This window comes from Delftia tsuruhatensis NBRC 16741 (genome assembly GCF_001571325.1).
Classification (GTDB): Bacteria; Pseudomonadota; Gammaproteobacteria; order Burkholderiales; family Burkholderiaceae_C; genus Comamonas; species Comamonas tsuruhatensis.
In genome coordinates, this window is sequence record NZ_BCTO01000003.1 from 31,129 (window position 1) to 54,646 (window position 23,518).

Here is a 23,518-nt window from a genome sequence, read left to right on the forward strand (position 1 = left end):
TAGGTGTTTACCCTAGGCATAACCCATGCACCAAGTCGGTCTCTTGACGGGCTTTGCCGTGCACCAGCGTGCAGCAAAAAGGGGCTCGAGAGCCCCTTTGTCTTCATGAGTGCCGCCTGGCGTGTCAGCCGATGGTCTCGCCCTGCTCCAGCAGGAAGTTCCACAGCGCGCCGGCCACGCCCTGGGGCGCATCCTTGCTGGTGGGTTTTTCGCGGTAGGCACGCACTTCCATGTCCATGCGGAAACCGTCGTCACCGGCAGGTGCGGCGCTGACCAGGCGGCCGGCCTCCAGCTCGTTGCGCACGGCGCTGAATGGCAAAAAGGCCACGCCATGGCCTTCCAGCGCCATGGCCTTGAGGCCTTCGGCCATGTCGGTCTCGTAGACGCGTTCCAGGTGCACGGCCTCGGCCGCTTCCTTGAGGATGAGTTCCGTCACGCGGCCCAGGTAGGCGCCCGGCGCATAGCCCAGGTAGGGCAGCGGCTGGCCCTGGCGGCCCGGCAGCTGGTGCAGCGGCAGGCCGTCGGCGTCGGGCCTGGCGTAGGGGGCGAGCACCTCATGGCCCAGGCTGACCATCTCGTAGCGCGCCGGGTCAAGCTGGAAGGGCTGGGACGGATGGAAGTAGGCGATCAGCAGGTCGCAGCCGCCCTCGACCAGGCGCATCACGGCGTCGTGCACGTTGAGCGCGAACAGCCGGCTGCGGAACGGCCCGAACTTGGCCTGCACGCTGGAGACCCAGTTCGGGAAGAAGGTGAAGGCCAGCGTGTGCGGCACGGCAAACCCCACCATGCCCTTGCCCGCGCTGACATGGGCCCGCAGCATGGTGCGCGTGCTCTGCAGCGACTGCAGCATCTCCAGCGCCTGGTCATACATGGTCTTGCCGGCCGGCGTGAGCCGGGTCGGGTAGGAGCTGCGGTCCACAAGGTCGGTGCCGGCCCAGGCCTCCAGTGCCTGGATGCGGCGCGAGAACGCAGGTTGCGTCACATGCCGCAGTTGGGCGGAGCGGCTGAAACTGCGTGTTTCAGCCAGGCTGACGAAATCTTCTAGCCATTTGGTTTCCATGCCCGCCATTATCCGCTGTGATGGAAGGCACCCCCTGAGCGGCTACGCTGCTTCCCCCTCTCTCTCCGGGAGGGGGACGGCACCCTCGGTGCGGGGCGGCCCTTCCTCGGTGCCTCCACGCCGGGCATGCCCGTATCAACGTCCCGCATGGGCCGCCACACTGAGGAAACCGCCATCTGATGCGGCGCTCGTATGCGCACATAATGGCGCTGCGCCGCATTTACCCAATGTGACATTTTTTCCTCACGGCCCCCGGCACACGACGCCGAGGAAGCTCAGTGACTGCATCTGCCCCGCCATGTGTAATTTTCTGACTCCCCGCGTCCATGTCATCCCCACCCACCGAAAACGGCGCCGCTGAGACGCCTTCCCAGCCGGACGAGCCGCGTTCGCTGCGCATCGAGGACTGGCTCACCGTGGTCATCATGGCCCTGCTGGCCCTGATCACCTTCGCCAATGTGCTGGTGCGCTACTTCACCTCCTCGTCCTTCGCGTGGACCGAGGAAATCTCGGTCTTCCTGATGATCCTGCTGGCCATGGTCGCGGGCTCGGCGGCCGTGGCGCGCAACGCCCACATCCGCATCGAATACTTCGCCGAAGGCGGCAGCGCCCTGCGCAGGAAGCGCCTGGCGCGCTTCGGCACGCTGATGGTGGCCCTGCTGTTCGCGGTGATCGCCGCACTGAGCGTGCGCGTGGTCTGGGACGACTACCGTTTCGAGGAAACCTCGCCCGGCATCGGCGTGCCGCAGTGGTGGTATTCGATGTGGCTGCCCATCTGCTCGGCGCTGATCACGCTGCGCGCGCTGCAACTGTTCCTGCGCCAGGGGCGCCCCGGCGCCTTCGTGGACGAGGAGAAGGCGCCATGATCGCGACCCTGCTCTTCATCGCCTTCCTGGGCCTGATGCTCCTGGGCGTGCCCATCGGCGCGGCCCTGGGCCTGGCAGGGGCGGCCGCCATCGCGCTGGCCAGCCCCGACACGCAGTGGTTCGGCCTGCTGGCCGTGCCGCAGAACTTCTATGCCGGCCTGGGCAAGTACCCGCTGCTGGCGATTCCGATGTTCGTGCTCGTGGGCTCGATCTTCGACCGCTCTGGCGTGGCGCTGCGCCTGGTGAACTTCGCCGTGGCCATCGTGGGCCGTGGCCCCGGCATGCTGCCCCTGGTGGCGATTGCCGTGGCCATGTTCCTGGGCGGCATCTCGGGCTCGGGCCCGGCCAATGCCGCTGCCGTGGGCGGCGTGATGATCGCGGCCATGAGCCGCGCCGGCTATCCCGGCAGCTTCTCGGCCAGCGTGGTGGGCGCGGCCGCGGCCACCGACATCCTGATCCCGCCGTCCGTGGCCTTCATCATCTACTCGGTGCTGGTGCCCGGCGCCTCGGTGCCGGCGCTGTTTGCGGCCGGCATGATCCCCGGCATCCTGGCCGGCGTGGCGCTGATCGTTCCGGCCGTGTGGATGTCGCGCAGGCACAGGATGGGTGCGCTGGAATCGTCCATGCCGCGCCCGCCGTTCTGGCGTAGCCTGCGCGAGGCCTCCTGGGGCCTGGCCGCCCCGGTGCTGATCCTGGGCGGCATGCGCGCCGGCTGGTTCACCCCTACCGAGGCCGCCGTGGTGGCCGTGTTCTACGGCCTGTTCGTGGGCATGGTGATCCACCGCACCATCACGCTGCGCGACCTGTATCCCATCCTGCGCGAGGCCGGCGAGCTGTCGGCCGTGATCCTGCTGGTGGTGTCGCTGGCCGGCATCTTCGCGTTCTCGCTGTCCACGCTGGGCGTGATCGATCCGGTGGCCAAGGCCATCGTGGAATCGGGCCTGGGCGAGTACGGCGTGATGGCGCTGCTGATCCTGCTGCTGATCACCGTGGGCATGTTCCTGGACGGCATCTCCATCTTCCTGATCTTCGTGCCGCTGCTGCTGCCGATCATGCAGCACTACCACTGGGACCCGGTGTGGTTCGGCGTCATCCTCACGCTCAAGGTGGCGCTGGGCCAGTTCACGCCGCCGCTGGCCGTGAACCTGATGGTGTCCTGCCGCATCGCCGGCGTGCGCATGGAGTCCACCGTGCGCTGGGTCGGCCCCATGCTGCTGGCCATGTTCCTGGTGATGATCGCCGTGATCGCCTTCCCGCAGCTGGCTCTCTGGCTCCCAGCACGCCTGGGCTACTGATTTCCCAAAAATTCAACAAGGAGACCTTCGCAATGAAACTTCGCACTTTCCTCGCCAGCGGCCTGGCCGCAGCGGCGGCCCTGGCCCTTTCGTCCGCTCCCGCAGTGGCGCAGACTCCGGCCAAGTACAAGAGCGAGTACCGCATGTCGCTGGTGCTGGGCACGGCCTTTCCCTGGGGCAAGGGCGGCGAGATCTGGGCCAACAAGGTGCGCGAGCGCACCAACGGCCGCATCAACATCAAGCTCTACCCGGGCGTGTCCCTGATCCAGGGCGACCAGACGCGCGAATTCAGCGCGCTGCGCCAGGGCGTGATCGACATGGCCGTGGGCTCCACGCTGAACTGGTCGCCCCAGATCAAGGAGCTGAACCTGTTCGCCCTGCCCTTCCTGATGCCCGACTACGCGGCCGCCGACGCGCTCACGCATGGCGAGCCCGGCAAGCGCCTGTTCCAGCGCCTGGACAAGGCCGGCGTGGTGCCGCTGGCCTGGGGCGAGAACGGCTACCGCGAGATCAGCAACTCCAAGCACGCCATCAAGACCCCTGCCGACCTCAAGGGCCTGAAGATCCGCGTCGTGGGCTCGCCGCTGTTCCTGGACACCTTCACCGCGCTGGGCGCCAACCCCACGCAGATGAGCTGGGCCGATGCCCAGCCCGCCATGGCCAGCGGCGCCGTGGACGGCCAGGAAAACCCCGTCTCGGTCTACATGGCCGCCAAGCTGCAGTCCGTGGGCCAGAAGCATCTGACGCTGTGGGGCTACATCAACGATCCGCTGATCTTCGTGGTCAACAAGGACATCTGGGCCACCTGGACCAAGGAAGACCAGGACATCGTGCGCCAGGCCGCCGTGGACGCCGCCAAGGAGCAGGTCGTGATCGCGCGCAAGGGCATGATCGAGGCCGACAAGCCCCTGCTCAAGGACCTGGCCGCCAACGGCGTGACCGTGACCCAGCTCACGCCGGCCGAGCGCGAAGCCTTCGTCAAGGCCACGCGCCCCGTCTACGACAAGTGGAAGCAGCAGGTCGGCGCCGACCTGGTGGATGTGGCGGAGAAAGCCATTGCCGCGCGAACTCGTTAGAATGCTATCGGTTGATCGCACACTCCGGTAGAAGCAAAAGGCCCCGCTCTGCGGGGCCTTTTTTTCGCCATCCTGCTTCGCAAGGGCGACCAGGACTTCAGCCCGCCCATCAAGGCATGCCTTGCTGCGAAGCCGGTCCAGCGAAATGGCACAGGCACAGCCCCTGCTGCCTATGGGGCAGGGGCACGGGCAGCGGCTCCCGCGTCCGTCGCGCCACCCAGCAACATATCTGCCCCCATCTCGCACAGCAGCTCCTCCAGTGCGCCCGAGGCGATCAGCGGCGAAGCCTCCAGCGAGGCAAAGCGCACCGTGCCCAGCACGGCCCGCGTGGCCACGTAAAGGCGCGCATAGGACAGCGAGGGGCCGCCCCAGCGCTGCAGGTGGGCGGCCATGCGCTCTGCGGTCTCGCGCATGGACAGGGCAATGCGCTCGTCACCATCCTGGCGCCAGGCAAAGCGCGCCAGCTTGCGCCGCGCAGGCGTGCGGCCCGCAAAGCCCTCGACGATGCAGGCGACCACGCCGCGCGCCACGGCCTCGCGCGGCAGGCCCTGCTCCGACGCCTGCTCCAGCCAGGCCTCGATGGCCGCGACGGCCGCACGGCGCTGGCCATCGACCATGGCGCGCAAGACGGCCTGCTTGTCGGGGAAGTACTGGTAGAGCGTGCCGATGGAGACGCCTGCGCGCTCGGCAATGCGATTGGTGGTGAGCGCGGCTTCGCCCTCCTTGACCAGAATCTGAGCTGCTGCCTGAAGAATGGCCTCCAGCGTGCGCTGCGCACGGGCCTGCACGGGCTGTCTTCTTCTCTGGGATTCAGTGGTAGCGGAGGTATGGGAGGGCATGCGGCAAAACCTGAGCACAAGGCGAGTTTTCTGCCCGGAGTTTAAGCACTACAGTGGCCGGCCATTGCAGCAAATCCCAAGGAATACACCATGAAGAACCATCAGCACACCGGCGCGTGGGAAGCCCTGCCGTGAAGGGCGTGCAACTGCTGGCCCTGGCCGCCGCCCTGTTCGACACGGCGGCCGCGCTGGCCCACTTCGCCTGCATCGTCTGGGGGGGACGTGGGCTGCGGCTCATGGGTGCCGGCGAGCGCATGGCGCGCATGGCCGAGGCCGGGCACTGGTACCCGCCGCTGGTGTCGGCGGCCATCGGCGTGGTGCTGTCGCTGCTGGCAGGGTATGCGCTGGCAGGCGCGGGCCTGCTGGGTCCCCTGCCCTTCATGCGCCTGGTGCTGGCCGGGGCCGGCCTGGTGCTGGTGGCGCGGGCCGTGGCCTATCCGTGGTTGAAACCACGCTTTCCGGACAACAGCGACCGCTTCTGGCATGTGTCCTCGGCCCTCTGCCTGGTCATGGGGCTGCTGCACCTGGCAGCAGCTGCCGGGATGGCACAGGGCTGAATCCAGCCTCAGGCCGTGACCGGCGAGACCAGCGGGCGGCCTTCCAGGTGGCAGCGCATGTTGGCGATGAAACGGTCCACCGAGGCCTGCACGGCTTCGGGCGACCAGCCGCCCACATGGGGCGTGAGCACCACGGCGTCCAGGTCCAGCAGTTCGGCCGGTGGCGCAGGTTCGCTTTCGTAGACATCCAGGCCCGCGCCGGCAAGGCGGCCTTCGCGCACAGCGGCGGCCAGGGCGGCGGTATCGACCACGCTGCCGCGCGCGATATTGACCAGGTGGCCCTGCGGGCCCAGTGCGTCCAGCACCTGGGCGTTGACGAGATGGCGCGTACCCGGGCCGCCCGGCGTGGCGACCAGCAGCACATCGGCCCATTGCGCCAGGGACAGCAGGTCGCCGAAGTAGCGGTGGGGCAGCCCGCTGCGCGGGCTGCGGTTGTGGTAGCCGATCTCCATCTCGAAGCCCAGCGCGCGCTGGGCGATCTTGGCGCCGATGGCGCCCATGCCCAGGATGCCCAGGCGCTTGTGCGAGACATTGGGCGGCAGCGGCATGGCGGTGCGCCAGACGCCGTCGCGCGTGGCGCGGTCCAGGCGCACCAGGCCGCGCACGGAGGCGATCAGCAGGCCCATGGCATGGTCGGCCACGCAGTCGTCATTGGTGCCTGCGCCGTTGCCCACGGCAATGCCGTGGGCCTGCGCATGGGCGACATCGATGTTCTCGTAGCCCGCGCCCAGCGCGCAGACCAGCCTGAGGGCGGGCATGCGCTGCATCTGCGCGGCCGACAGGCCGATGGAGCCTATGGTCAGCACGGCCTGTATGCGCGTGCCGTGCTCGGCGATGGCGGCCTCGCACTGGGCGGCGTCGGGCGCGTAGAGCAGTTCGAAGGAGGGAAAGGCCTGGGCCATCTGGCGCAGATGGGCCTCGGTATTGAAGTTGAGGACGAGCAGGGCAGGTTGCATGGCAGGAAGGCGGCGCCCGCCGCCACAGGGCGGGCCTTGGGGGAAAACCTCATTGTGCGCCGGCCGGCCGGGTCCAGCGCTACAGGTCCAGCACCAGCCGGGCGGATTTCGCGCGCGAGCAGCAGGGCAGGAACTGGTCGCAGGCGGCCTGCTCGTCCTCGGTCAGGTACATGTCGCGGTGCTCGGGCTCGCCCGAGAGCACACGCGTGAGGCAGGTGCCGCACACGCCCTGCTCGCACGAGGTCTGCACCTCCACGCCGATGCCGGCCAGCGCCTGGACCACGGTCTGCTCGGGCGCCACGCGCACCACCTGGCCGGTGCTGGCGATCTCGATCTCGAACCCGGCATCGCCCTCGCGCTGCACGGCCTCGCCTGCAAAGAATTCGTAGTGCAGGCGGTCCTCGCTCCAGCCCGATGCGCGAGCCATGCCCAGGGCCGCGTCCATGAAGCCGCGTGGGCCACAGACATACAGGTGCAGGCCCGCCTGCGGGGCGCCGAGGAGCTGCGCCATGTCGAGCGCGCCCTCGCCATCCACATGCAGGTGCACGCGGTCGGCCCAGGGCATGGACTGCAGCAGGGCCGTGAAGGCCATGCGCTCGCGCGAACGCGCGCAGTAGTGCAGTTCGAAGTCGGCACCCTCGCGCGCCAGCTGGCGCGCCATGGCCAGCACGGGCGTGATGCCTATGCCGCCGGCCAGCAGCAGGTGCCGCGCAGGGCCACCCGCATGCAGCGCGAAGTGGTTGCGCGGTGCGCCGATGGCGATCTGCTGGCCTTCCTGCACCTGTTCGTGCACGGCGGCCGAGCCGCCGCGCGAGGCGGCCTCGCGCAGCACGCCGACCACGTAGCGGCCCGTGTCCTGCGGGTCGTTGCACAGCGAGTACTGGCGCACCAGGCCGCCGGGCAGGTGCAGGTCGATGTGCGAGCCGGCCGTGAAGGCGGGCAGGCTTTCGCCGTCCAGCGGCACGAGTTCAAGGCTGCAGATGTCCTGCGCCTCGGCGCATTTGCGCGCGACGCGCACCTGGAGGATGGGGTTGGCTTGCATGGGGAAAAAAGCGGAAAGGGATGGGTTCGGAAAATCAGGCCGCCGCCAGCGCACGGGCGCTGGCCTCGCGCAGCCGGCTGATCACGCGGCGCGCGCGGTTGGGGCCGGCGTCCACGTGGATGTCGATGACGGGGCGCGCGCCAAAGCGCTGCTGGTTGCGGAACTGGGCCTCGATGACGACCTTGTCCTCCTCGAAGGTGGCAGCCGTCTGGTCGATCACCAGGCGCGTGGTGTCCTGCATGTCGGGATGCGGGTTGGTGGCAATGGTCCAGAAGTAGTGGGCCGAATGCTCGGTCTCCGGCGTCACGCCGTGAAATCCCCGCATGTGAAAGCCCTCGCGCTGCGGATCGTCGAGCCGGCCGCTGCCTGCGTCCATGGCGCCGGTCCAGATGCACACGTGCGAGGGATGGAACTCCACCTCCTGCCAGCGGTCGATGCGGCCCGCGAACGGCCAGGCCGCCGCATAGGTGGGCGGCGGGTCGGAGTCGGGCATCCAGCGCAGCACGGTGACGCTGTCCCCGTCCTGGCGGACCTGCAGCTCCGCATTCATGTGGATGCCGGCATTGCCGCCAATGGTCTTGAGGTGCACATAGCCCAGGTGGCTGAGGTCCAGCAGGTTGTCGTGGATGAGCTGGTAGGGCGCGTCGTAGTGGTAGACATCGCCGCCGAAGCGGTAGCGCGCATCGCCGTGCACGGGATAGGCGGGCGGCTCCTGCGCGGGCACGGAATCGGGCGTGGCACCCATCCAGATCCAGAGGATCTGGTCACGCTCGCGCAGGTCGAAGGACTTGACGCAGGCCTTGGGCGGTATGCGCTGCTGGCCCGGAATCTCCAGGCACTGGCCGGCGCGGTCGAACAGCAGGCCGTGGTAGCCGCAGCGCAGGCCGCGCGCCTCCACCGTGCCGCAGGACAGCGGCAGTTCGCGGTGGCAGCAGCGGTCCTCCAGCGCGGCGACGCTGCCATCGGGCGTGCGAAACAGCACGACGGGCCGGCCCAGCAGGGTGCGTGCCAGTGGCGCGTCCTGCAGCTCCCAGGCAAAGCCGGCGACATACCACTGGTCCAGCGGGAAGGCAGGCGTGGAGGCAGGTGCAATGGTGGTGCATTCGGTCATGGGTTCTCCTTCTTGTCTGCAAGCGCTCAATGCGCCGACAGCGTGCGGCCCGTGGCTGCGGGCCTGCCGGCTTCGGGCCCCTGCAGCCGGTGCAGCGACACGATGCAGGCCGCGAACACGAAGGCCAGGCCATAGCCCACATAGAGCTGGCTGGGCGACCACGCGGCGTCCAGCAGCGAGCCCGCGACCATGGGCGAGACGATGGCGCCGATGCGCCCTATGCCTATGCCCCAGCCCACGCCGGTCACGCGCACCTCGCCGCCATAGACCATGGGCGCGATGGCATAGAGCCCGGCCACGCAGCCGTTGACGAAGACGCCGATCAGAAAAGCCAGCGCATACGACAGCAGCAGCGAGCCCGGATTGCTCACGATGAAGCACAGCAGCACGGCCGTGGCCAGCATGAAGCCGGCCAGCGCGCGGTGCACGGGATAGCGCGCCGCCAGCAGGCCCAGCAAGGTGGCGCCCAGGATGCCGCCCAGGCTCAGCAGCACACCGCCGGTCACGCCCTGCTCGGGCGTGAGGCCCGAGGCGGCCAGCAGCTTGGGCGTCCAGCTCATGACGAAGTAAAAGCCGAACATCACCGCGAAGAACGACAGCCAGACCAGCAGCGTGGGCCGGCGCAGGCCCGGCGCGAACAGCTGCAGCGGGCCCCGCCGCGCCGGCCCCGCCGATGCGGGCGCGGCAGGCGGCAGCGCAGCCAATGCGGGCAGGCCCAGCCGCCCGACCAGGGCGTTGAGCCGCTGCAGCGCGCCGGCCGGGCGCCGCGCCAGCAGGAAGTCCATGGATTCGGGCAGTCGCCACCAGGCCAGGACCAGCACGCCCAGCGTCACGCAGCCGCCGAACAGGAAGACCGCGCGCCAGTCATGGCGCCCCAGCAGCCACACCGCGATGGAGCCGCCAATGCTGGCGCCCAGCGCGTAGCCCGTGGACTGCAGGGTGACGGCCAGGCTGCGCCAGCGCTGCGAGGCGTATTCGCTGGCGATCACGTTGCTGCAGGCCAGGATGCCGCCCACGCCCAGGCCCGTGAGCACGCGCAGCGCCGCCAGCTGCGTGGCGCTCTGGCTGAAGGCCGAGCCCAGCATGCCCACGCCCGAGAGGGCCAGGCAGGCCAGGATCAGCGGCCGGCGGCCCAGCCGGTCGGCCCAGGGCGCGATCAACAGCGATCCGCCCGCCATGCCGAACAGGCCCGCACTGAGCAGAAAGCCCAGCTGGGCGCCGCTGAGCTGCCAGTGCGCCGACACGGCAGAGGCCGTGAACGCCATGACCAGGACGTCGAAGCCGTCGATCATGTTGAGCACCATGCACAGGGCTATGACCGACCACTGGAAGCGCGTCATGGGCCGCTGGTCGACGCTTGCACGCAGGTCGGCGCTCATGGCCGCAGCTCCCGCAACGGGCAGTTGGACGATGCGGCGGCGCAAGGCCGCTGCAGCCATGGAACAGGGGTAGAGGCAGTCATCGTGGGTCTCCTTGGGTTGAAGCTCTGTGGGAGCTTTCTTGTGTTCTCAACACATCATTACGTATGCTGAATGTGATTCAGTTTACTGAATGAAAATCGGCGCCAGATACCGGGATTTCCCCGATCAGGCGGGGCCGCGCAGTCTCGGACGCGGAGGCGGCCGGGCCGCTGTCAGTCGGATGAGGAAGCGTCGAGGGCGTCGCGTGCGTCGTGCAACTGCACGAACTTGCGCAGCAGGCGCTTGAACTCGGCCTGCTCCTCGGGCTCCAGCGCGGCCAGCATGCGGTTGTGCAGTTCGTGCACATTCGGCACGAAGCCGCCCAGCATGGCCTCGCCCTCGGCCGTGAGCGTCAGGCGCCGCTGGCGCCGGGGCAGGATCTCGCGCAGCACCCAGCCCTTGGCCTCCAGTCGCGCCGCGATGTCGGCCGTGGTGGAGTTGTCCAGCGCCACCAGCCGCGCCAGCGTTACCTGGTCGATGCCCGGTTTTTCCTGCAGCATGCGCAGGATGGCGTACTGCACGGGCGTCACGTCCGGCCCCAGCACGTCGCGGAACAGCTGCGCCGCGATCTGCTGCGCGCGCCGGATCAGGTGGCCCGGCTGGTCGTAGAGGTCGATGGAAAGCGGATCGGAGGCGGAGTGGACCATCGGTGGCGGCAGGCCTTGCGGCCCTGGGGTTGAAGCCCGCCGAGATTACCCCATCCCCGGCGCCGGTCCTGGATGCGCGCCGGGCCATGGCCGGCCTCAGGCCACCACGGCGGCAGGCTGGGCCGCTGCTGCGGCCACCGCCGCCGCCTGCTGTTCCTGCGCAATCCATTTGTCGATGACCTTGCGCGACTGCACGCCGCCCGCATCGATGTTGAGCTTGAGCAGCTTGCGGTCGGGGTGGGCACTGAGGTTGCGCTGCTGCAGCTCCAGCATCTGCAGGTCTTCGCTGAAGATCTTGTGCTGGCCCTCGCGTATGCGGTCGGTGACTTCGGCATCGCCCGGATTGAAGCGGCGCGCCATGCCCCAGAAGTACCACATGGACTCCTCGGTCTCCGGCGTGATGAAGTCCACCACCATGCTGTAGACCTTGTGCTCGTCGGGCGCGTCGTAGCCGCCGTGGCCTGCGTGGGCCACGCCGACCTCGATCAGCACATGGCTGGGCGGGGTGAAGCGGCAGACCTGCCAGCGGTCCACGGGCACATCGTCGGCCAGGCCGTTGCTGCGCAGCGCCATCTTCCAGAACGGGGGGGCGGGAATGTCGTTCATGAAGCGGCTGGTGACCACCTCGACATCGGCGCCCTCGCCGCGCGTCTCGGTCTTGCAGGGCGTCTCGTCGATCTCGGCCTGGCCGATGGAGCTGGCGTGCACATAGGTCTCGTGCGTCAGGTCCATGAGGTTGTCGATCATCAGCCGGTAGTCGGCCTGGATGTGGAACATGCCGCCGCCATAGGCCCATTCGGGGTTGTCGTGCCAGGGCAGCTTCGGGATGAGCGCGGCATCGGCCAGCGCCTTGTCGCCGGGCCAGACCCAGATGAAGCCGTGGCGTTCCTCGACGGGATAGCTGCGGATCTCGGGGAAGCCGCGCACGCGCTGGCCCGGCATGGCAATGGTCTTGCCGTCGCAGCCCATCTCCAGCCCGTGGTAGCCGCAGACCAGCTTGCCTTCGCAGACAAAGCCCAGCGACAGGGGCGCGCCGCGGTGCGGGCAGAAATCCTCCACGGCGGCAACGCCGTGCTGCGCGCGGTAGAAGGCGATGCGCTCGCCGCAGATGCGACGGCCCAGCGGCTTGTCCTGGATCTCGTCGGACGTGGCGGCCACGTACCAGGTGTTCTTGGGGAATGTGCTCATGGGGGGTCTCCTTTATGGGTGGGGTCCGCAGTCCTTGGCGCTGCGGTGGCTGGGGCGCAGGCGGCCGAGGCCGCCGGCGCACATCAAGGGCAGATCAAGCGCAGATCAAGCGCGGGTCAGACTCGAATCAGGCTCGGATCAACTGCACGCCAGGAACCGCATGGCTGCCGGGCTCGCTCACGGCTTCGCGCAGGTTGCGGCGCGCGATGCGCGAGTGCTCCTTCATCAGCGCCTCGGCCCGGGCGCCCTCGCGCGCGGCAATGGCGTCCAGCACCTGGCGGTGCTGGTCCTGGGCCACCAACAGGCTGTGGCGCGCACGCGGGGATTCGGCCCGCGCCAGCACAAAGCCCGAAGGCGAGGCGAAGGGCATGCGCACCACGCGCTCCAGCTCGCGCTGCATGACGCTGCTGCCGGCCATGGAATGCAGCAGGTCGTGGAATTCGGAGTTCAGCGCCACATAGCGCGAGAAGGCCTCATCGCCCCAGTCGGGCGTCTCAAGCACACGGTCGATGGCGTCCAGGCAGCGGCCGGCCTGCGCCAGCAGCGGCTCGGCCACGCCGCGCTCGGCCGCCCAGCGCGCGGCCAGGCCTTCCAGCGTGCCGCGCAGCTCGATGGCATCGGCCACATCGGCCTCGGAGAACAGCCGCACGCGGTAGCCGCGCCCGCCGGCCATGGCTTCGAGCAGGCCTTCCTGCTCCAGCCGCATCAGCGCGGCGCGCACCGGCGTGCGCGAGATGCCCAGGCGCTGCACCACGGTCAGCTCGGCGATGCGCTCGCCTGCGGGCAACTCGCCCGCAAGAATCATCTCGCGCAGTTGCAGCTGGGCCTTGATGACCTGGGAATGGCTTTCCGCTTCGGAGGCGGCGGGGGCAAGCTGGGGGCTCATGGGGCTTTGTCTGGATGGAATGGCGTGAATGTATACATCCAAGGCGATCCATGGGTGCATTTTTCCGCAAAAACACGGGAAAACACCAATCAAATGTATACAACCAATCCCATCAAAGACAGTGGCCCGCCTGTTTGTATACATCGCCATGGCATCATGGCCGGCTCCCTTTTTCCCCTGCCGCTGCAACCCAGGAGGTCACCCTTGCCGACGTTTTCCCGACACCCCGCCATGGCCGCCCACATCCTCAACCTGGCACGGGATGCCAGCGCCGATGCGCAGGCTCCGCAGGCCTATCCGATCAAGGACTTCTTCCGCAATCCGGAGCGCGGCTTCTTCCGCCTGGCCGATGACGGAAGCATGCTGGGCTTCATGCAGCCCGTCAGCGTGGACGGCCATCCGGCGCGCATGAACATCCATGTGCAGGCGCTGGACGGCAGCGCACCCGTGGGCGAGGTGCGCCGGCTCACCGGCGAGACCGAGCGCGACATCAGCAACTTCTTCTGGAAGGGCCCGGATGTAGTGCTCTACCAGAAGGACTTCGGCGGCGACGAGAACTTCCATGTGCTGGCAGTCAACGCGCGCAGCGGCGAAGCCACCGACCTGACGCCCTGGGAAGGCGTGCGCGCCAGCATCGAGGACGACCTGGAAGACGACCCCGACCATGTGCTGATCAGCCACAACCGGCGCGATGCCGAGGTCTTCGACGTATACCGCGTGAACGTGCATACGGGCGCGGCGCAACTGGTGGCGCAGAACCCCGGCAACATCGTCGGCTGGCAGACCGACCACGCAGGCCGCGTGCGGGCCGCCGTGGCCAGCGACGGCCTGAACAGCGCCCTGCTCTACCGCGACGACGAGGCCGGCGAGTTCCAGCCCCTGATCACCACCGACTACCGCACCAGCGTCAGCCCGGCCTTCTTCACCTTCGACGACCAAAAGCTCTACGCCCTGTCCAACCGGGGCCGCGACAAGCTGGCCCTGGTGGTCATCGACCCGGCCCGGCCCGACGAGGAAGAAGAAATCTTCGTGCCCGAGGAAGTCGATCTGGGCGCGGCGGCCTATTCGCGCAAGCGCCGCGTGCTCACCCTGGCCGCCTACCAGACCGACAAGCCGCAGTACCGCTTCTTCGATGCCGAGACCGAAGCCCTCTACGGCCGGCTGGCTGCGCAGTTGCCGGGCTACGACTTCGCCATCCAGGGCGCCAACCGCGCCGAGGACAAGTTCATCGTCGCCGCCTTCAACGACCGCACGCCGGGCGCGCGCTACATCTACGACGCGGCCGCCGACGCGCTGACCAAGCTGGCCGACATCAACCCGGCCATCCCCGAGTCCGCCATGTCGCGCGTGCAGCCCGTCAGCTACACCAGCCGCGACGGCCTGACCATCCACGGCTACCTGACCCTGCCGGCCGGCCGCGAGCCCAGGAACCTGGCCTGCATCATCAACCCGCACGGCGGCCCCTGGGCCCGCGACGGCTGGGGCTACAACCCCGAGGTGCAGTTCCTCGCCAACCGGGGGTTCTGCGTGCTGCAGGTGAACTTCCGGGGCTCCACGGGCTATGGCCGCGCGTTCTGGGAAGCGGGATTCGGCCAATGGGGCCTGAAGATGCAGGACGACATCACCGACGGCGTGCACTGGCTGATCGACCAGGGCATTGCCGACCCTGCGCGCATCGGCATCTACGGCGGCAGCTATGGCGGCTATGCCACGCTGGCCGGCGTGGCCTTCACGCCCGACCTGTATGCGGCGGCCGTGGACTATGTGGGCGTGTCCAACCTGTTCACCTTCATGAAGACCATTCCACCCTACTGGAAGCCGCTGCTGGACCAGATGCACGCCATGGTGGGCGATCCCGAGCGCGACAGGGAGCGCCTGGCCGCCACCTCGCCGGCCCTGCATGTGGACCGCATCAAGGCGCCGCTGTTCATCGCCCAGGGCGCGCGCGATCCGCGCGTGAACAAGGACGAGAGCGACCAGGTGGTGAAGGCGCTGCGCGAGCGCGGCGTCGAGGTGCAGTACATGGTCAAGGACAACGAGGGCCACGGCTTTCACAACGACGAGAACAAGTTCGAGTTCTACGAGGCCATGGAGCAGTTCCTGGTCACGCACCTCAAGCCCTGAAGCCGTCCAGGCACCCGGCCGCCCGGTCCCTCGGCCGCCCCGCGCTACAGCACGGCGGGCTCCCCGCTTTGCTGCAGCGCCCACATGTCCGCATAGCGCCCGCCCGCCGCGACCAGCTGGGCGTGGGTGCCGCGCTCGACGATGCGGCCCGCCTCCATGACCAGGATCTCGTGCGCATCGACCACGGTGGACAGGCGGTGGGCAATCACCAGCGCCGTCTTGTTGCGCGCGGCGCTTTGCAGCTCGGCCTGGATGGCGCGCTCGTTGGCCGAGTCCAGCGCCGACGTCGCCTCGTCGAAGATCAGGATGGGCGGGTCCTTGAGCAGGGTGCGCGCAATCGCCACCCGCTGCTTTTCGCCGCCCGACAGCTTCAGGCCGCGCTCGCCCACGCGCGTGGCATAGCCCTGGGGCGTGGCCTCGATGAAGTCGTGGATGCGCGCGGCGCGCGCGGCCGCCACCACCTGCTCGCGGCTGGCGCCAGGGCGGCCGTAGGCGATGTTGTATTCCACCGTGTCGTTGAACAGCACCGTGTCCTGCGGCACGATGCCCACGGCGCCGCGCACGCTGTCCTGGGTCAGCTCGCGCAGGTCGTGCCCGGCGATGCGCACATGGCCGGACTGCACGTCGTAGAAGCGGAAGATCAGCCGCGCCAGCGTGCTCTTGCCCGAGCCCGAAGGGCCGACCACGGCCACGGTCTTGCCGGCGGGAATGGTGAAGCTCACGTCCTTGAGGATGGGCCGCTCGGGGTCATAGGCAAAGTCCACATGCTCGAAGCGCAGCTCGGGCGGTGCGCCATGGGTCTGCAGCGGCTGGGCGCCGGGCGCGTCGGCCACCTCGCGTTCCTTGTCCATGAGGGTGAACATGCGCTCCAGGTCGGTCAGGCTCTGCTTGATCTCGCGGTAGATCACGCCCAGAAAGCCCAGCGGGATGTAGAGCTGGATCATGAAGGCGTTGACCATGACCAGGTCGCCCAGCGACAGGCGGCCATCCACCACGCCCTGCGTGGCCCGCCAGAGGATGGCGACCAGGGCCGTGGCGATGATCAGCTGCTGCCCGCAGTTGAGCAGGCTCAGCGTGCTCTGGCTCTTGAGGCGAACGCGGCGCAGCGCCTCCAGGTTCTCGTCGTAGCGCCGCGCCTCGAAGCCCTCGTTGCCGAAGTACTTGACGGTCTCGTAGTTCAGCAGCGAGTCGATGGCCTTGGTGTGGGCCGCCGACTCCTGGGCATTGGCCTCGCGCCGAAAGCGCGTGCGCCACTCGGTCACCGTGACCGTGAACGTGATGTAGAACACCAGCGCCGCCAGCGTGATGGCCGCGAACCAGATGTCGAAGCGCAGCGCCAGGATGCCCAGCACCAGCGCCATCTCGATGAAGGTGGGCAGGATGCTGTAGAGCGAATACGAGATCAGCGACTCGGTGCTGCGCACGCCGCGCTCGATGTCGCGCGTCATGCCGCCGGTCTGGCGCTCCAGGTGAAAGCGCAGGCTCAGCGCATGCAGGTGCTCGAAGGTGGACAGCGCAATCGCCCGCGAGGCGCCCTGCGTGGCCTTGGCAAAGACCAGGTCGCGCAGCTCGGTGAACAGCGAGCTGGAAAAGCGCAGCAGCCCGTAGGCCAGCAGCAGGGCCACGGGCACGACGAGCACCGCGCGGGCATCGCCGGCCTTCAGATCCAGCGCATCGACCAGGTGCTTGAGCAGCACCGGCACGCCCACGTTGGCGAGCTTGGCCCCGATCATGAAGCCCAGCGCCGCCAGCACGCGCCACTTGTATTGCCACAGGTAGGGCAGCAGGCGCCGCAGCGCGTTCCAGTCCCGCGACGGTGCCGGGGTTGGGACTAAGGGTAAATCCGTAGGGGAAGCGCTCTCGCGTCGCATGAAAGACAATTCTCGGTTGCTATATTGACCCGATTGTGCCCATGCCACCCCGCCCAGACCTCCCGCCCCATCCCTTGCCCGCAGACAAGGAGCTGGTTCTCAAGGTCATTCCCATGCCTGCCGATGTCAACGCCAATGGCGACATCTTCGGCGGCTGGGTGATGGCGCAGGTTGACTTGGCAGGTTCGGTGCTGCCCTCGCGCCTGGGCCAGAGCCGCATGGTCACCGTGGCCGTGAACGAGTTCATCTTCAAGCAGCCCGTGCGCGTGGGCGACATCCTGTCGTTCTACTCCAGCGTGCAGCGCGTGGGCCGCACCTCGGTCACGGTCGATGTCGAGGTCTATGCCGAGCGCTTTGCCGACCAGGGCCGCTTCGTCAAGGTGACCGAGGCCCTGCTGACCTACGTGGCCATCGACGGCCAGGGCAAGCCCCAATCGCTGCCGGACAACGACCAGGTGCGTTCCTGGCGCGCAGCGGCCGAGCGCAATGCAGAACGCAAGCAGCAGCAGGCCGGCTGAACCCGCCCATCTGCAGCCATGAAAAAAGCGACCTTTGCAGGTCGCTTTTTCATTTCCGGCGCAGGGGTGGCTCAGGCCAGCGAGGGCGTGACGCGCGGCTGCAGCGAGGCGGCCGCGCTGGCCGCGGCCAGCGCAGCGGAGCTGCTGGCGGCGCTGTCGCTGGAGGCGGCCGACGAGGAAGACAGGCTGGAGGCGCTGGATGCCACAGCCGAACCCGACGAGGACGAGCGCGGCGAGGAGCCGGCCTCGATCTGGCCCGTGAGCTCGCCGCCCTCTTCGATCACCACCTTGCCGTAGCGGATCTTGCCGCTGACCTTGCCCGTGCCGTAGATGACCAGCTTCTCGCGCACGGTCAGCGTGCCGTCGAACACGCCATGGATCTCGGCGATGTCGATTTCGGCCGTGCCGTGGAAGGCACCCTGCTCGGCGATCTGGATCACGCGCGAGTCCATGGTGGCTTCCACCGTGCCTTCGACGACCAGCGTGTCGCAGTCGGTGATCTCCACGCCCTTGAGCTTGATATTGGGGCCTACGGTGAGCTTGCTGCCCTGGGAGTCCTGCGCCACGGCCGATGCCTGGCGCTGGGCGGTCGACGGACTTGTCACGCTGGAGCTGGGCGTGACGGCACCGGAGGGGCTGCCGCCCGTACCGGTGGCGCCTATGCCGCTGCCCAGGGTGTTGCGGGAGGTGAAAGCATCGTTGTCGCGCTTGCCAAAGAACGGGTTCTGAACAGCCATGGGTGGGTCTCCTTCGGAAAAATCCGATGCTACGCACACGAACTGGCAACAAATGCCGGCATCTCGCAAGAAAAGTAACCAGATGGTTCTCCCGTTTCATGTGCTTGCAAGCCTTTCTCGATCACACACCGCGCATGTGCAGGTCGCGCAGCGGACATGCGCAAATCAATAGGTGCATCTACACTTATTTCCATTCCAGGCCACCTGCCCCACGCCCCATGACCTCCTCCACCTCAAGCGCCGCCAGTCCGGTCTGCACCTGCTTCATGGTGCGCAGCCTGTCGCGCAAGATCTCCCAGCTCTATGACGACACGCTCGCGCCCAGCGGCCTGCGCGGCACGCAGTTCAGCCTGCTGGTGCAGGCGCGCAATGCGCCCGACGGCCCGCCCACCGTCTCGGCCCTGGCCGAGCAGCTGCACACCGACCGCACGACGATGACGCGCAATCTGCGCACGCTGCAGCAGGCCGGCTTCATCGACCTGGTTCCCGGCGCGGATGCGCGCAGCCGCTGCGTGGTGGTCACGCCCGAAGGCCGCGCCCGCATCCGCGAGGCTGCCGCCCTGTGGCGCCAGGCCCAGCAGCGCGTGCGCGAGCTGTGCGGCAGCGAGCAGATCGGCGCGCTGGAAAGCCTGGTGCTGGGCATGCTGCCCGTGCTGGAAACCGCCACGCAGGAGAGCGCGGAATGAGCGCCGCCCTGTCCTCCGCAGCCCCTGGCGCTGCGGCCAGCGGGTCCGCGCATCCGTTGGTCAGCGGCCCCATCGCCTCCACCCTGATGCGCCTGGCCGTGCCCAACATGGTGGCGCTGAGCATGTCGGTGCTGGTCGCCGTGGCCGAGACCTACTACGTGGGGCAGCTGGGAACCGTATCGCTGGCGGCCATGGCCCTGGTGTTTCCGCTGGCCATGCTCACGCAGATGATGAGCAACGGTGCCATGGGCAGCGGCGTGTCCTCGGCCATCAGCCGCGCGCTGGGCGCGGGCGACGGCGCGCGTGCCTCGGCACTGGCCCTGCACTCCATCGTCATCGGCACCATCGCAGGCCTGCTGTACTCGCTCATCTTCGTGCTCTGCGGCGCCACCTTCTACAGCTGGCTGGGCGGGCGCGGCGAGGTGCTGGCAGCGGCCACAGGCTTTGGCGCCGTGCTGTTCAGCGGCGCCATCCTGGTGTGGCTGTGCAATACGCTGGCATCGGTGGTGCGGGGCACGGGCAATATGCGCATGCCGTCGGCCGTGATCTTTGCGGCCTCGCTGGTGCAGATCGCTGTCGGCGGCACGCTGGGGCTGGGCCTGGGACCCATGCCGCGCTGGGGCATGCCGGGCGTGGCCGTGGGCAACATCGTGGCCATGGCACTGGCCGTCGCAGTCTTCCTGGCCTATCTGCAATGGGGCCAGCAGCGCCTGCAACTGGACTGGCGCAGGCCCCGCCTGGCCTGGCCCATGTTCCGCGACATCCTGCGCGTGGGGGCCCTCGCCTGCCTGTCCCCCGTGCAAACGGCGCTGGCCGCGCTGCTGCTGACAGGCATGGTCGCCCGCCTGGGCCCGCTGGCACTGGCCGGCTACGGCATTGGCCAGCGGCTGGAGTTCCTGCTGATCCCCATGGCCTTCGGCGTGGGCATGGCCGCCGTGCCCATGGTGGGCATGGCCATGGGCGCCGGCCAGGTGGCCCGCGCGCGCCGCGTGGCCTGGTCGGGCGGCGCCATGGCTGCGGCCCTGCTGGGCGTGCTGGGGCTGGTGGTCATGGTCTGGCCGCAGCTGTGGTCGGGCATTTTCACCGGCGACCCGGCCGTGCGCGCCTACGCCGACCTCTACCTGCGCACCGTGGGCCCGGCCTTCGGGCTGTTCGGCCTGGGACTGGTGCTGTACTTCGCCTCCCTGGGCGCAGGCCGCGTCTGGGCACCCGTGCTGGCCGGCACGGTGCGCCTGCTGATCGTGGTGGTGGGCGGCGGCTGGCTCATGTCCAGCGGCCTGGGCAGTGCCCAGTCGCTGTTCATCCTGGTCGCCGTGGCCATGGCCGCCTATGGCGCAGGCACGGCCTGGGCCGTGTGGCGCGCGCGCTGGGGGTGAAGAGACGCAAAAAAGAAGGCCCGCAGTCAGCGGGCCATGCATCAAGAAACGATGTACGCCGCCGTCCCCGTGGACAGCAAGCTGCCATCGGCCCCCAGGAATTCCATGCGCGTGTTGGCCACGCGCGAACCCAGCCGCAGCACCTCGGCGCGCAGGATGAATTCGCTGCCTATGCCGGGGCGCAGGTAGTCCACGCGCAGGTCGATGGTGCCCAGGCGCGAGAAGCGGTGCAGGCGCTGCAGCGGCGCATCGTCCATGTGCTTGGCGCCGATGGCCGCCATGACGGCCAGGCCGCCCATGGAGTCCAGACCGGCGCTGATCACGCCGCCGTGGATGCGCTGGTAGGCGGCGTGGCCTATGAGCTCGGGCCGCATGGTGATGCGGCCTTCAACCCGCTCGGGCAGCACTTCGGTGATGCGCAGCCCCAGCACCTGGTTGAAGGCGATCTGGCGCTCGAACACTTCGCGCAGCCCGGCGATGAACTCGGGCTCGAACTGCACGGGCGCCTCGGAGGCCCCGGAGGCCTTCGTGGATTTCAGCACTGGCTGAAGTCCGGCTTGCGCTTCTCCATGAACGCGGTGAACGCCTCCTTGGCAGCGGGGCCGCCCATCAGCTTGCCGAAGCTCGTTCCCTCCTCGGCCATGCGCTCGCGCACCAGGCCGGACTGGCCGGCCTTCATGAGGCGCTTGGTCTCGATCAGGGCCGACAGCGGCTTGGCGGCCAGCTTCCTGGCCTGGGCCTGGGCCAGCGCATTGCATTCGCTGGGCGGCACGACGCGGTTGACCAGGCCCACCTCCAGTGCGGCTTCGGCCAGGAAGGGCTCGCCCAGCAGCAGGGCCTCGGCCGCGCGGTGGTAGCCGAGCATCTGGGGCAGCAGCAGGCTGGAGGCCGCTTCGGGGCACAGGCCCAGGTTCACGAAGGGCAGCGAGAAGGCCGCGTTGTCGCCCGCATAGACCAGGTCGCAGTGCAGCAGCAAGGTGGTGCCGATGCCCACGGCCGGGCCGCAGACGGCGGCGATCACGGGCTTGGGAAAGGCGGCGATGTTGTGCAGGAAGCGCCAGACGGGGCGCTGCTCGCCCTCCGGCCTGGCGGCGCCGCCGGCCGACTGCTTGAGGAAGTCGGCAATGTCGTTGCCCGCGCTGAAGATGGCCATGTCGCCCTGGAAGACCACGCAGCGCACGGCGGCGTCTTCGCCGGCCTGGGCCAGCGCATCGGCCATGCTGGCGTACATGGCCTCGGTGATGGAGTTCTTCTTGTCGGCGCGGTTGAAGGTGATGGTGCAGACACCGGCTTCGGTGTGCACGAGGATGTCCTGGGTGGTTTCGCTCATGATGGTCTTGCCTTGCTTATTCCTTGAAATACACGATCTGGTGGCTGCTCGCCAGCATCACGCCGGCCTCGCTCCACAGCTGGGCGCTCTGGTCGAAGAAGCCGTTGCGAAATTCCTGGCCGCGCGCCTGGGCCAGCAGGTGGCCCGTGCCTGCGGCGGCCAGTTCCTCGCGCCCCGCATGGAAGTAGACGGTGATGGACACCGTGCCCGCCGGGGTGCGCTGTGCGCGGCGCAGCCACACGCGCGGGAAGAATACGTCAGCCAGGCCGGCCAGCGCGCAAAAATCCAGTGCGCGCGGCGGCTCGTCGCGCACCCACAGGCGCGTGAGGCTGTCGGTCTCGCGGCCATCCCAGGTCTGGGGAATGATGCCGTCGAGAAAGCGCATGTCGTAGCGGTTGAGCCATTCCACGCCGCCCAGCGGCGGCACGCGCGGCACGGCGGCAGGCGACGGCACCTCGGGCATGGCCAGGTCGGTGCCGCCCCAGGTGCTGCGCCGCACGGCCGTGACGGCCGTGGCCGTGGTGACGACCTGGGCATCGCCATCCTGGTCGGGCTGGGTGATGGTCAGCAGCCAGTGCTGGGTGGAGCGGTTGGTGCGAACGGGGCGGGCCTCGATGTCGAAGCGCCCCGCGCCCAGCGCGGCCGCGTAGTTGACGGTGATGGACAGCGGATCGCCCAGGCACAGCGGATGCTGCTGGATGGCCCGCACCAGCGCGGCGGCGGTGATGCCGCCGTACGGGCCCACCATGTTCCAGTAGTCCTGCGTGGTCTGGCCCTGGTAGTGGCCCACGGCGCCGGTGGGCGTGAGCGCCACGGCCTGGTCGAGAGGATGGATGTCTGTGCTCATGGCAAACGAGTGTGATGGCAAGCGGGGCCCGCGTCCGTCAAGCCGGCGACTCTGCGGGTGAGGGAAAGCGCGGGTGGGCCGCGGCGGCCGGCGCCTTGGTCCAGCCCGAGAACACGTCCACGGCCCGGCCCCAGAGCGCGTCGCGCATATCGGCGCGGAAGAAGCCGAAATGCCCTATGCGCCGCAACTGCAGGGCCTTGGGTTCGATGCGCTCGATGCGGCTGGGGGCATTGGCGTAGAGCGCGAACAGGTGCTCGGTGCCGCGCCAGGTCATGAGTTCGTCGTCGCTCATGGACAGCGCCATCACCGGAAAGCGCACGGCGGCGTAGCTGCGCGCGGCGGCCTCGCCCTCGGCACCCACGCTGTAGCGCGGATTCAGGCACCAGCGGCGCCACTGCAGCATGACGCCGGCCGGCAGGTCGCCCACCTTGCGCAGGCGCCGGCCCGGAAAGTAGCCGCACAGGCGCGTGGCCACGGGCACCAGCACATGCCAGAAATAGGGAACCATGCGCTTGAGGCGGGGCGCATTGTCGCGCCAGTAGCCGCTGCCGGCCGCAATGCTCAAAAGGCCGTCCACCAGCTGCGGGGAGCGCAGCAGGCCCGGCAGCTGGGCGCCCAGGCTGTGGCCGATCAGGAACAGCGGCTGGTCCGGCAGCTGCGCCTTGGCATGGGCGATCACCGCCTCGTAGTCGCGCGCCCAGTCGCACAGGTCGGCACGCACCTGGCGCAAAGAGCCTTGCAGGGAATCGCCATGGCCCCGGTAGTCAAAGCTGGTCACCCGATAGCCCTGGCCCGCAAGCCAGGTGGCAAAGGCCTCGTAGAAGGCCTGGCGCACCCCCATGGCCCCGCCGATGACCACGCTGGCGCGCGGCGGGGCAGCGGGCGTGTAGACGCGCAGCGCCAGCGTGGCGCCATCGCTGCTGAGTTGGTGTTGTTCCATGGCTGTCTCCTGGTCGGTGCCGCAATGTGCTGACACCAAGTCAAAAACCGGCGCGGCCCCACGCCAGGGACACCAAGGAAGGGCCGCCCCGCACCGAGGGTGTCGT

23 protein-coding genes are annotated in these 23,518 nt (G+C 68.7%); 8 read left to right on the top strand and 15 right to left on the bottom strand.

Annotated features, from left to right (window positions below; translation table 11 throughout):
- Positions 1 to 124 precede the first annotated feature (124 nt).
- The gene (locus DTS01S_RS00185; RefSeq protein WP_016450271.1) at positions 125 to 1,060 is read right to left on the bottom strand and encodes a LysR substrate-binding domain-containing protein; all 936 of its coding nucleotides are present in this window, start codon (positions 1,058 to 1,060) and stop codon (positions 125 to 127) included.
- Positions 1,061 to 1,386: 326 nt separating this feature from the next.
- On the opposite strand from DTS01S_RS00185, the gene DTS01S_RS00190 reads away from it, so the two are divergent.
- Genes DTS01S_RS00190 through DTS01S_RS00200 form a run of 3 tightly spaced genes read left to right on the top strand, consistent with a single transcriptional unit; the run spans position 1,387 to position 4,297 of the window.
- Positions 1,387 to 1,926: a TRAP transporter small permease gene (locus tag DTS01S_RS00190; RefSeq protein WP_016450270.1), complete on the top strand. Its 540-nt coding sequence runs from the start codon at positions 1,387 to 1,389 to the stop codon at positions 1,924 to 1,926.
- Positions 1,923 to 3,221 (top strand): TRAP transporter large permease, encoded by a 1,299-nt coding sequence (locus DTS01S_RS00195; protein WP_016451794.1) that lies wholly within the window; start codon positions 1,923 to 1,925, stop codon positions 3,219 to 3,221. Before DTS01S_RS00190 ends, DTS01S_RS00195 begins: the two co-directional genes overlap by 4 nt.
- A gap of 32 nt (positions 3,222 to 3,253) precedes the next feature.
- On the top strand, positions 3,254 to 4,297 hold the full coding sequence (locus DTS01S_RS00200) for a DctP family TRAP transporter solute-binding subunit (protein ID WP_016451795.1): 1,044 nt from the start codon (positions 3,254 to 3,256) through the stop codon (positions 4,295 to 4,297).
- Between the two features lie 170 nt (positions 4,298 to 4,467).
- On the opposite strand, the gene DTS01S_RS00205 is transcribed toward DTS01S_RS00200, so the two are convergent.
- A complete protein-coding gene (locus DTS01S_RS00205; RefSeq protein WP_026062164.1) occupies positions 4,468 to 5,136 on the bottom strand; it encodes a TetR/AcrR family transcriptional regulator in 669 nt (222 codons plus the stop codon).
- A 116-nt stretch (positions 5,137 to 5,252) separates the two neighbouring features.
- Between DTS01S_RS00205 and DTS01S_RS00210 the strand changes: the two genes are divergently transcribed.
- The gene (locus tag DTS01S_RS00210; RefSeq protein WP_227469585.1) at positions 5,253 to 5,693 is read left to right on the top strand and encodes a hypothetical protein; all 441 of its coding nucleotides are present in this window, start codon (positions 5,253 to 5,255) and stop codon (positions 5,691 to 5,693) included.
- A gap of 8 nt (positions 5,694 to 5,701) precedes the next feature.
- Here DTS01S_RS00210 and DTS01S_RS00215 read toward each other — a convergent pair whose 3' ends face one another.
- The 7 genes from DTS01S_RS00215 to DTS01S_RS00245 form a co-directional block, all read right to left on the bottom strand.
- A complete protein-coding gene (locus tag DTS01S_RS00215) occupies positions 5,702 to 6,649 on the bottom strand; it encodes a 2-hydroxyacid dehydrogenase (RefSeq protein ID WP_017404541.1) in 948 nt (315 codons plus the stop codon).
- A 79-nt stretch (positions 6,650 to 6,728) separates the two neighbouring features.
- Positions 6,729 to 7,691 carry a PDR/VanB family oxidoreductase gene (locus DTS01S_RS00220; RefSeq protein WP_016451799.1) on the bottom strand — a complete coding sequence of 321 codons (963 nt, stop codon included), beginning with the start codon at positions 7,689 to 7,691 and terminating at the stop codon, positions 6,729 to 6,731.
- A gap of 34 nt (positions 7,692 to 7,725) precedes the next feature.
- A complete protein-coding gene (locus tag DTS01S_RS00225) occupies positions 7,726 to 8,802 on the bottom strand; it encodes an aromatic ring-hydroxylating dioxygenase subunit alpha (RefSeq protein WP_034365056.1) in 1,077 nt (358 codons plus the stop codon).
- A 26-nt stretch (positions 8,803 to 8,828) separates the two neighbouring features.
- A complete protein-coding gene (locus tag DTS01S_RS00230; protein WP_016451801.1) occupies positions 8,829 to 10,181 on the bottom strand; it encodes an MFS transporter in 1,353 nt (450 codons plus the stop codon).
- Between the two features lie 254 nt (positions 10,182 to 10,435).
- Positions 10,436 to 10,909 carry a MarR family winged helix-turn-helix transcriptional regulator gene (locus tag DTS01S_RS00235; RefSeq protein ID WP_016446419.1) on the bottom strand — a complete coding sequence of 158 codons (474 nt, stop codon included), beginning with the start codon at positions 10,907 to 10,909 and terminating at the stop codon, positions 10,436 to 10,438.
- Between the two features lie 96 nt (positions 10,910 to 11,005).
- Complete coding sequence (locus tag DTS01S_RS00240) at positions 11,006 to 12,097, bottom strand: aromatic ring-hydroxylating oxygenase subunit alpha (protein WP_017405906.1); 1,092 nt, start codon at positions 12,095 to 12,097, stop codon at positions 11,006 to 11,008.
- A 127-nt stretch (positions 12,098 to 12,224) separates the two neighbouring features.
- Complete coding sequence (locus DTS01S_RS00245; RefSeq protein WP_017405907.1) at positions 12,225 to 12,983, bottom strand: GntR family transcriptional regulator; 759 nt, start codon at positions 12,981 to 12,983, stop codon at positions 12,225 to 12,227.
- 231 nt (positions 12,984 to 13,214) lie between these two features.
- On the opposite strand from DTS01S_RS00245, the gene DTS01S_RS00250 reads away from it, so the two are divergent.
- Complete coding sequence (locus DTS01S_RS00250; protein WP_017405908.1) at positions 13,215 to 15,107, top strand: S9 family peptidase; 1,893 nt, start codon at positions 13,215 to 13,217, stop codon at positions 15,105 to 15,107.
- Between the two features lie 44 nt (positions 15,108 to 15,151).
- Here DTS01S_RS00250 and DTS01S_RS00255 read toward each other — a convergent pair whose 3' ends face one another.
- Positions 15,152 to 16,978: an ABCB family ABC transporter ATP-binding protein/permease gene (locus DTS01S_RS00255; RefSeq protein ID WP_016446422.1), complete on the bottom strand. Its 1,827-nt coding sequence runs from the start codon at positions 16,976 to 16,978 to the stop codon at positions 15,152 to 15,154.
- Between the two features lie 41 nt (positions 16,979 to 17,019).
- Here DTS01S_RS00255 and DTS01S_RS00260 point away from each other — a divergent pair, with 41 nt between their 5' ends.
- Entirely contained in the window at positions 17,020 to 17,496 is a 477-nt protein-coding gene (locus tag DTS01S_RS00260) for an acyl-CoA thioesterase (protein WP_012203278.1), read from the top strand.
- A gap of 71 nt (positions 17,497 to 17,567) precedes the next feature.
- Here DTS01S_RS00260 and DTS01S_RS00265 read toward each other — a convergent pair whose 3' ends face one another.
- Positions 17,568 to 18,233, bottom strand: coding sequence for a bactofilin family protein (locus DTS01S_RS00265; RefSeq protein ID WP_016446423.1), 666 nt, complete (start codon positions 18,231 to 18,233; stop codon positions 17,568 to 17,570).
- 218 nt (positions 18,234 to 18,451) lie between these two features.
- On the opposite strand from DTS01S_RS00265, the gene DTS01S_RS00270 reads away from it, so the two are divergent.
- Both DTS01S_RS00270 and DTS01S_RS00275 read left to right on the top strand, forming a co-directional pair.
- A complete protein-coding gene (locus tag DTS01S_RS00270) occupies positions 18,452 to 18,919 on the top strand; it encodes a MarR family winged helix-turn-helix transcriptional regulator (RefSeq protein ID WP_013804191.1) in 468 nt (155 codons plus the stop codon).
- Positions 18,916 to 20,295 (top strand): MATE family efflux transporter, encoded by a 1,380-nt coding sequence (locus DTS01S_RS00275; protein ID WP_061287123.1) that lies wholly within the window; start codon positions 18,916 to 18,918, stop codon positions 20,293 to 20,295. Before DTS01S_RS00270 ends, DTS01S_RS00275 begins: the two co-directional genes overlap by 4 nt.
- 41 nt (positions 20,296 to 20,336) lie before the next feature.
- On the opposite strand, the gene DTS01S_RS00280 is transcribed toward DTS01S_RS00275, so the two are convergent.
- From DTS01S_RS00280 to DTS01S_RS00295, 4 genes are read right to left on the bottom strand one after another with little or no spacing between them, the layout of a single operon-like run.
- Positions 20,337 to 20,837, bottom strand: coding sequence for a thioesterase family protein (locus tag DTS01S_RS00280; protein WP_016446425.1), 501 nt, complete (start codon positions 20,835 to 20,837; stop codon positions 20,337 to 20,339).
- The gene (locus tag DTS01S_RS00285; RefSeq protein WP_016446426.1) at positions 20,831 to 21,625 is read right to left on the bottom strand and encodes an enoyl-CoA hydratase; all 795 of its coding nucleotides are present in this window, start codon (positions 21,623 to 21,625) and stop codon (positions 20,831 to 20,833) included. Before DTS01S_RS00285 ends, DTS01S_RS00280 begins: the two co-directional genes overlap by 7 nt.
- A gap of 16 nt (positions 21,626 to 21,641) precedes the next feature.
- The gene (locus tag DTS01S_RS00290) at positions 21,642 to 22,472 is read right to left on the bottom strand and encodes an acyl-CoA thioesterase (protein ID WP_016446427.1); all 831 of its coding nucleotides are present in this window, start codon (positions 22,470 to 22,472) and stop codon (positions 21,642 to 21,644) included.
- A 37-nt stretch (positions 22,473 to 22,509) separates the two neighbouring features.
- A complete protein-coding gene (locus DTS01S_RS00295) occupies positions 22,510 to 23,412 on the bottom strand; it encodes an alpha/beta hydrolase family protein (protein ID WP_061287124.1) in 903 nt (300 codons plus the stop codon).
- Positions 23,413 to 23,518: the final 106 nt, after the last annotated feature.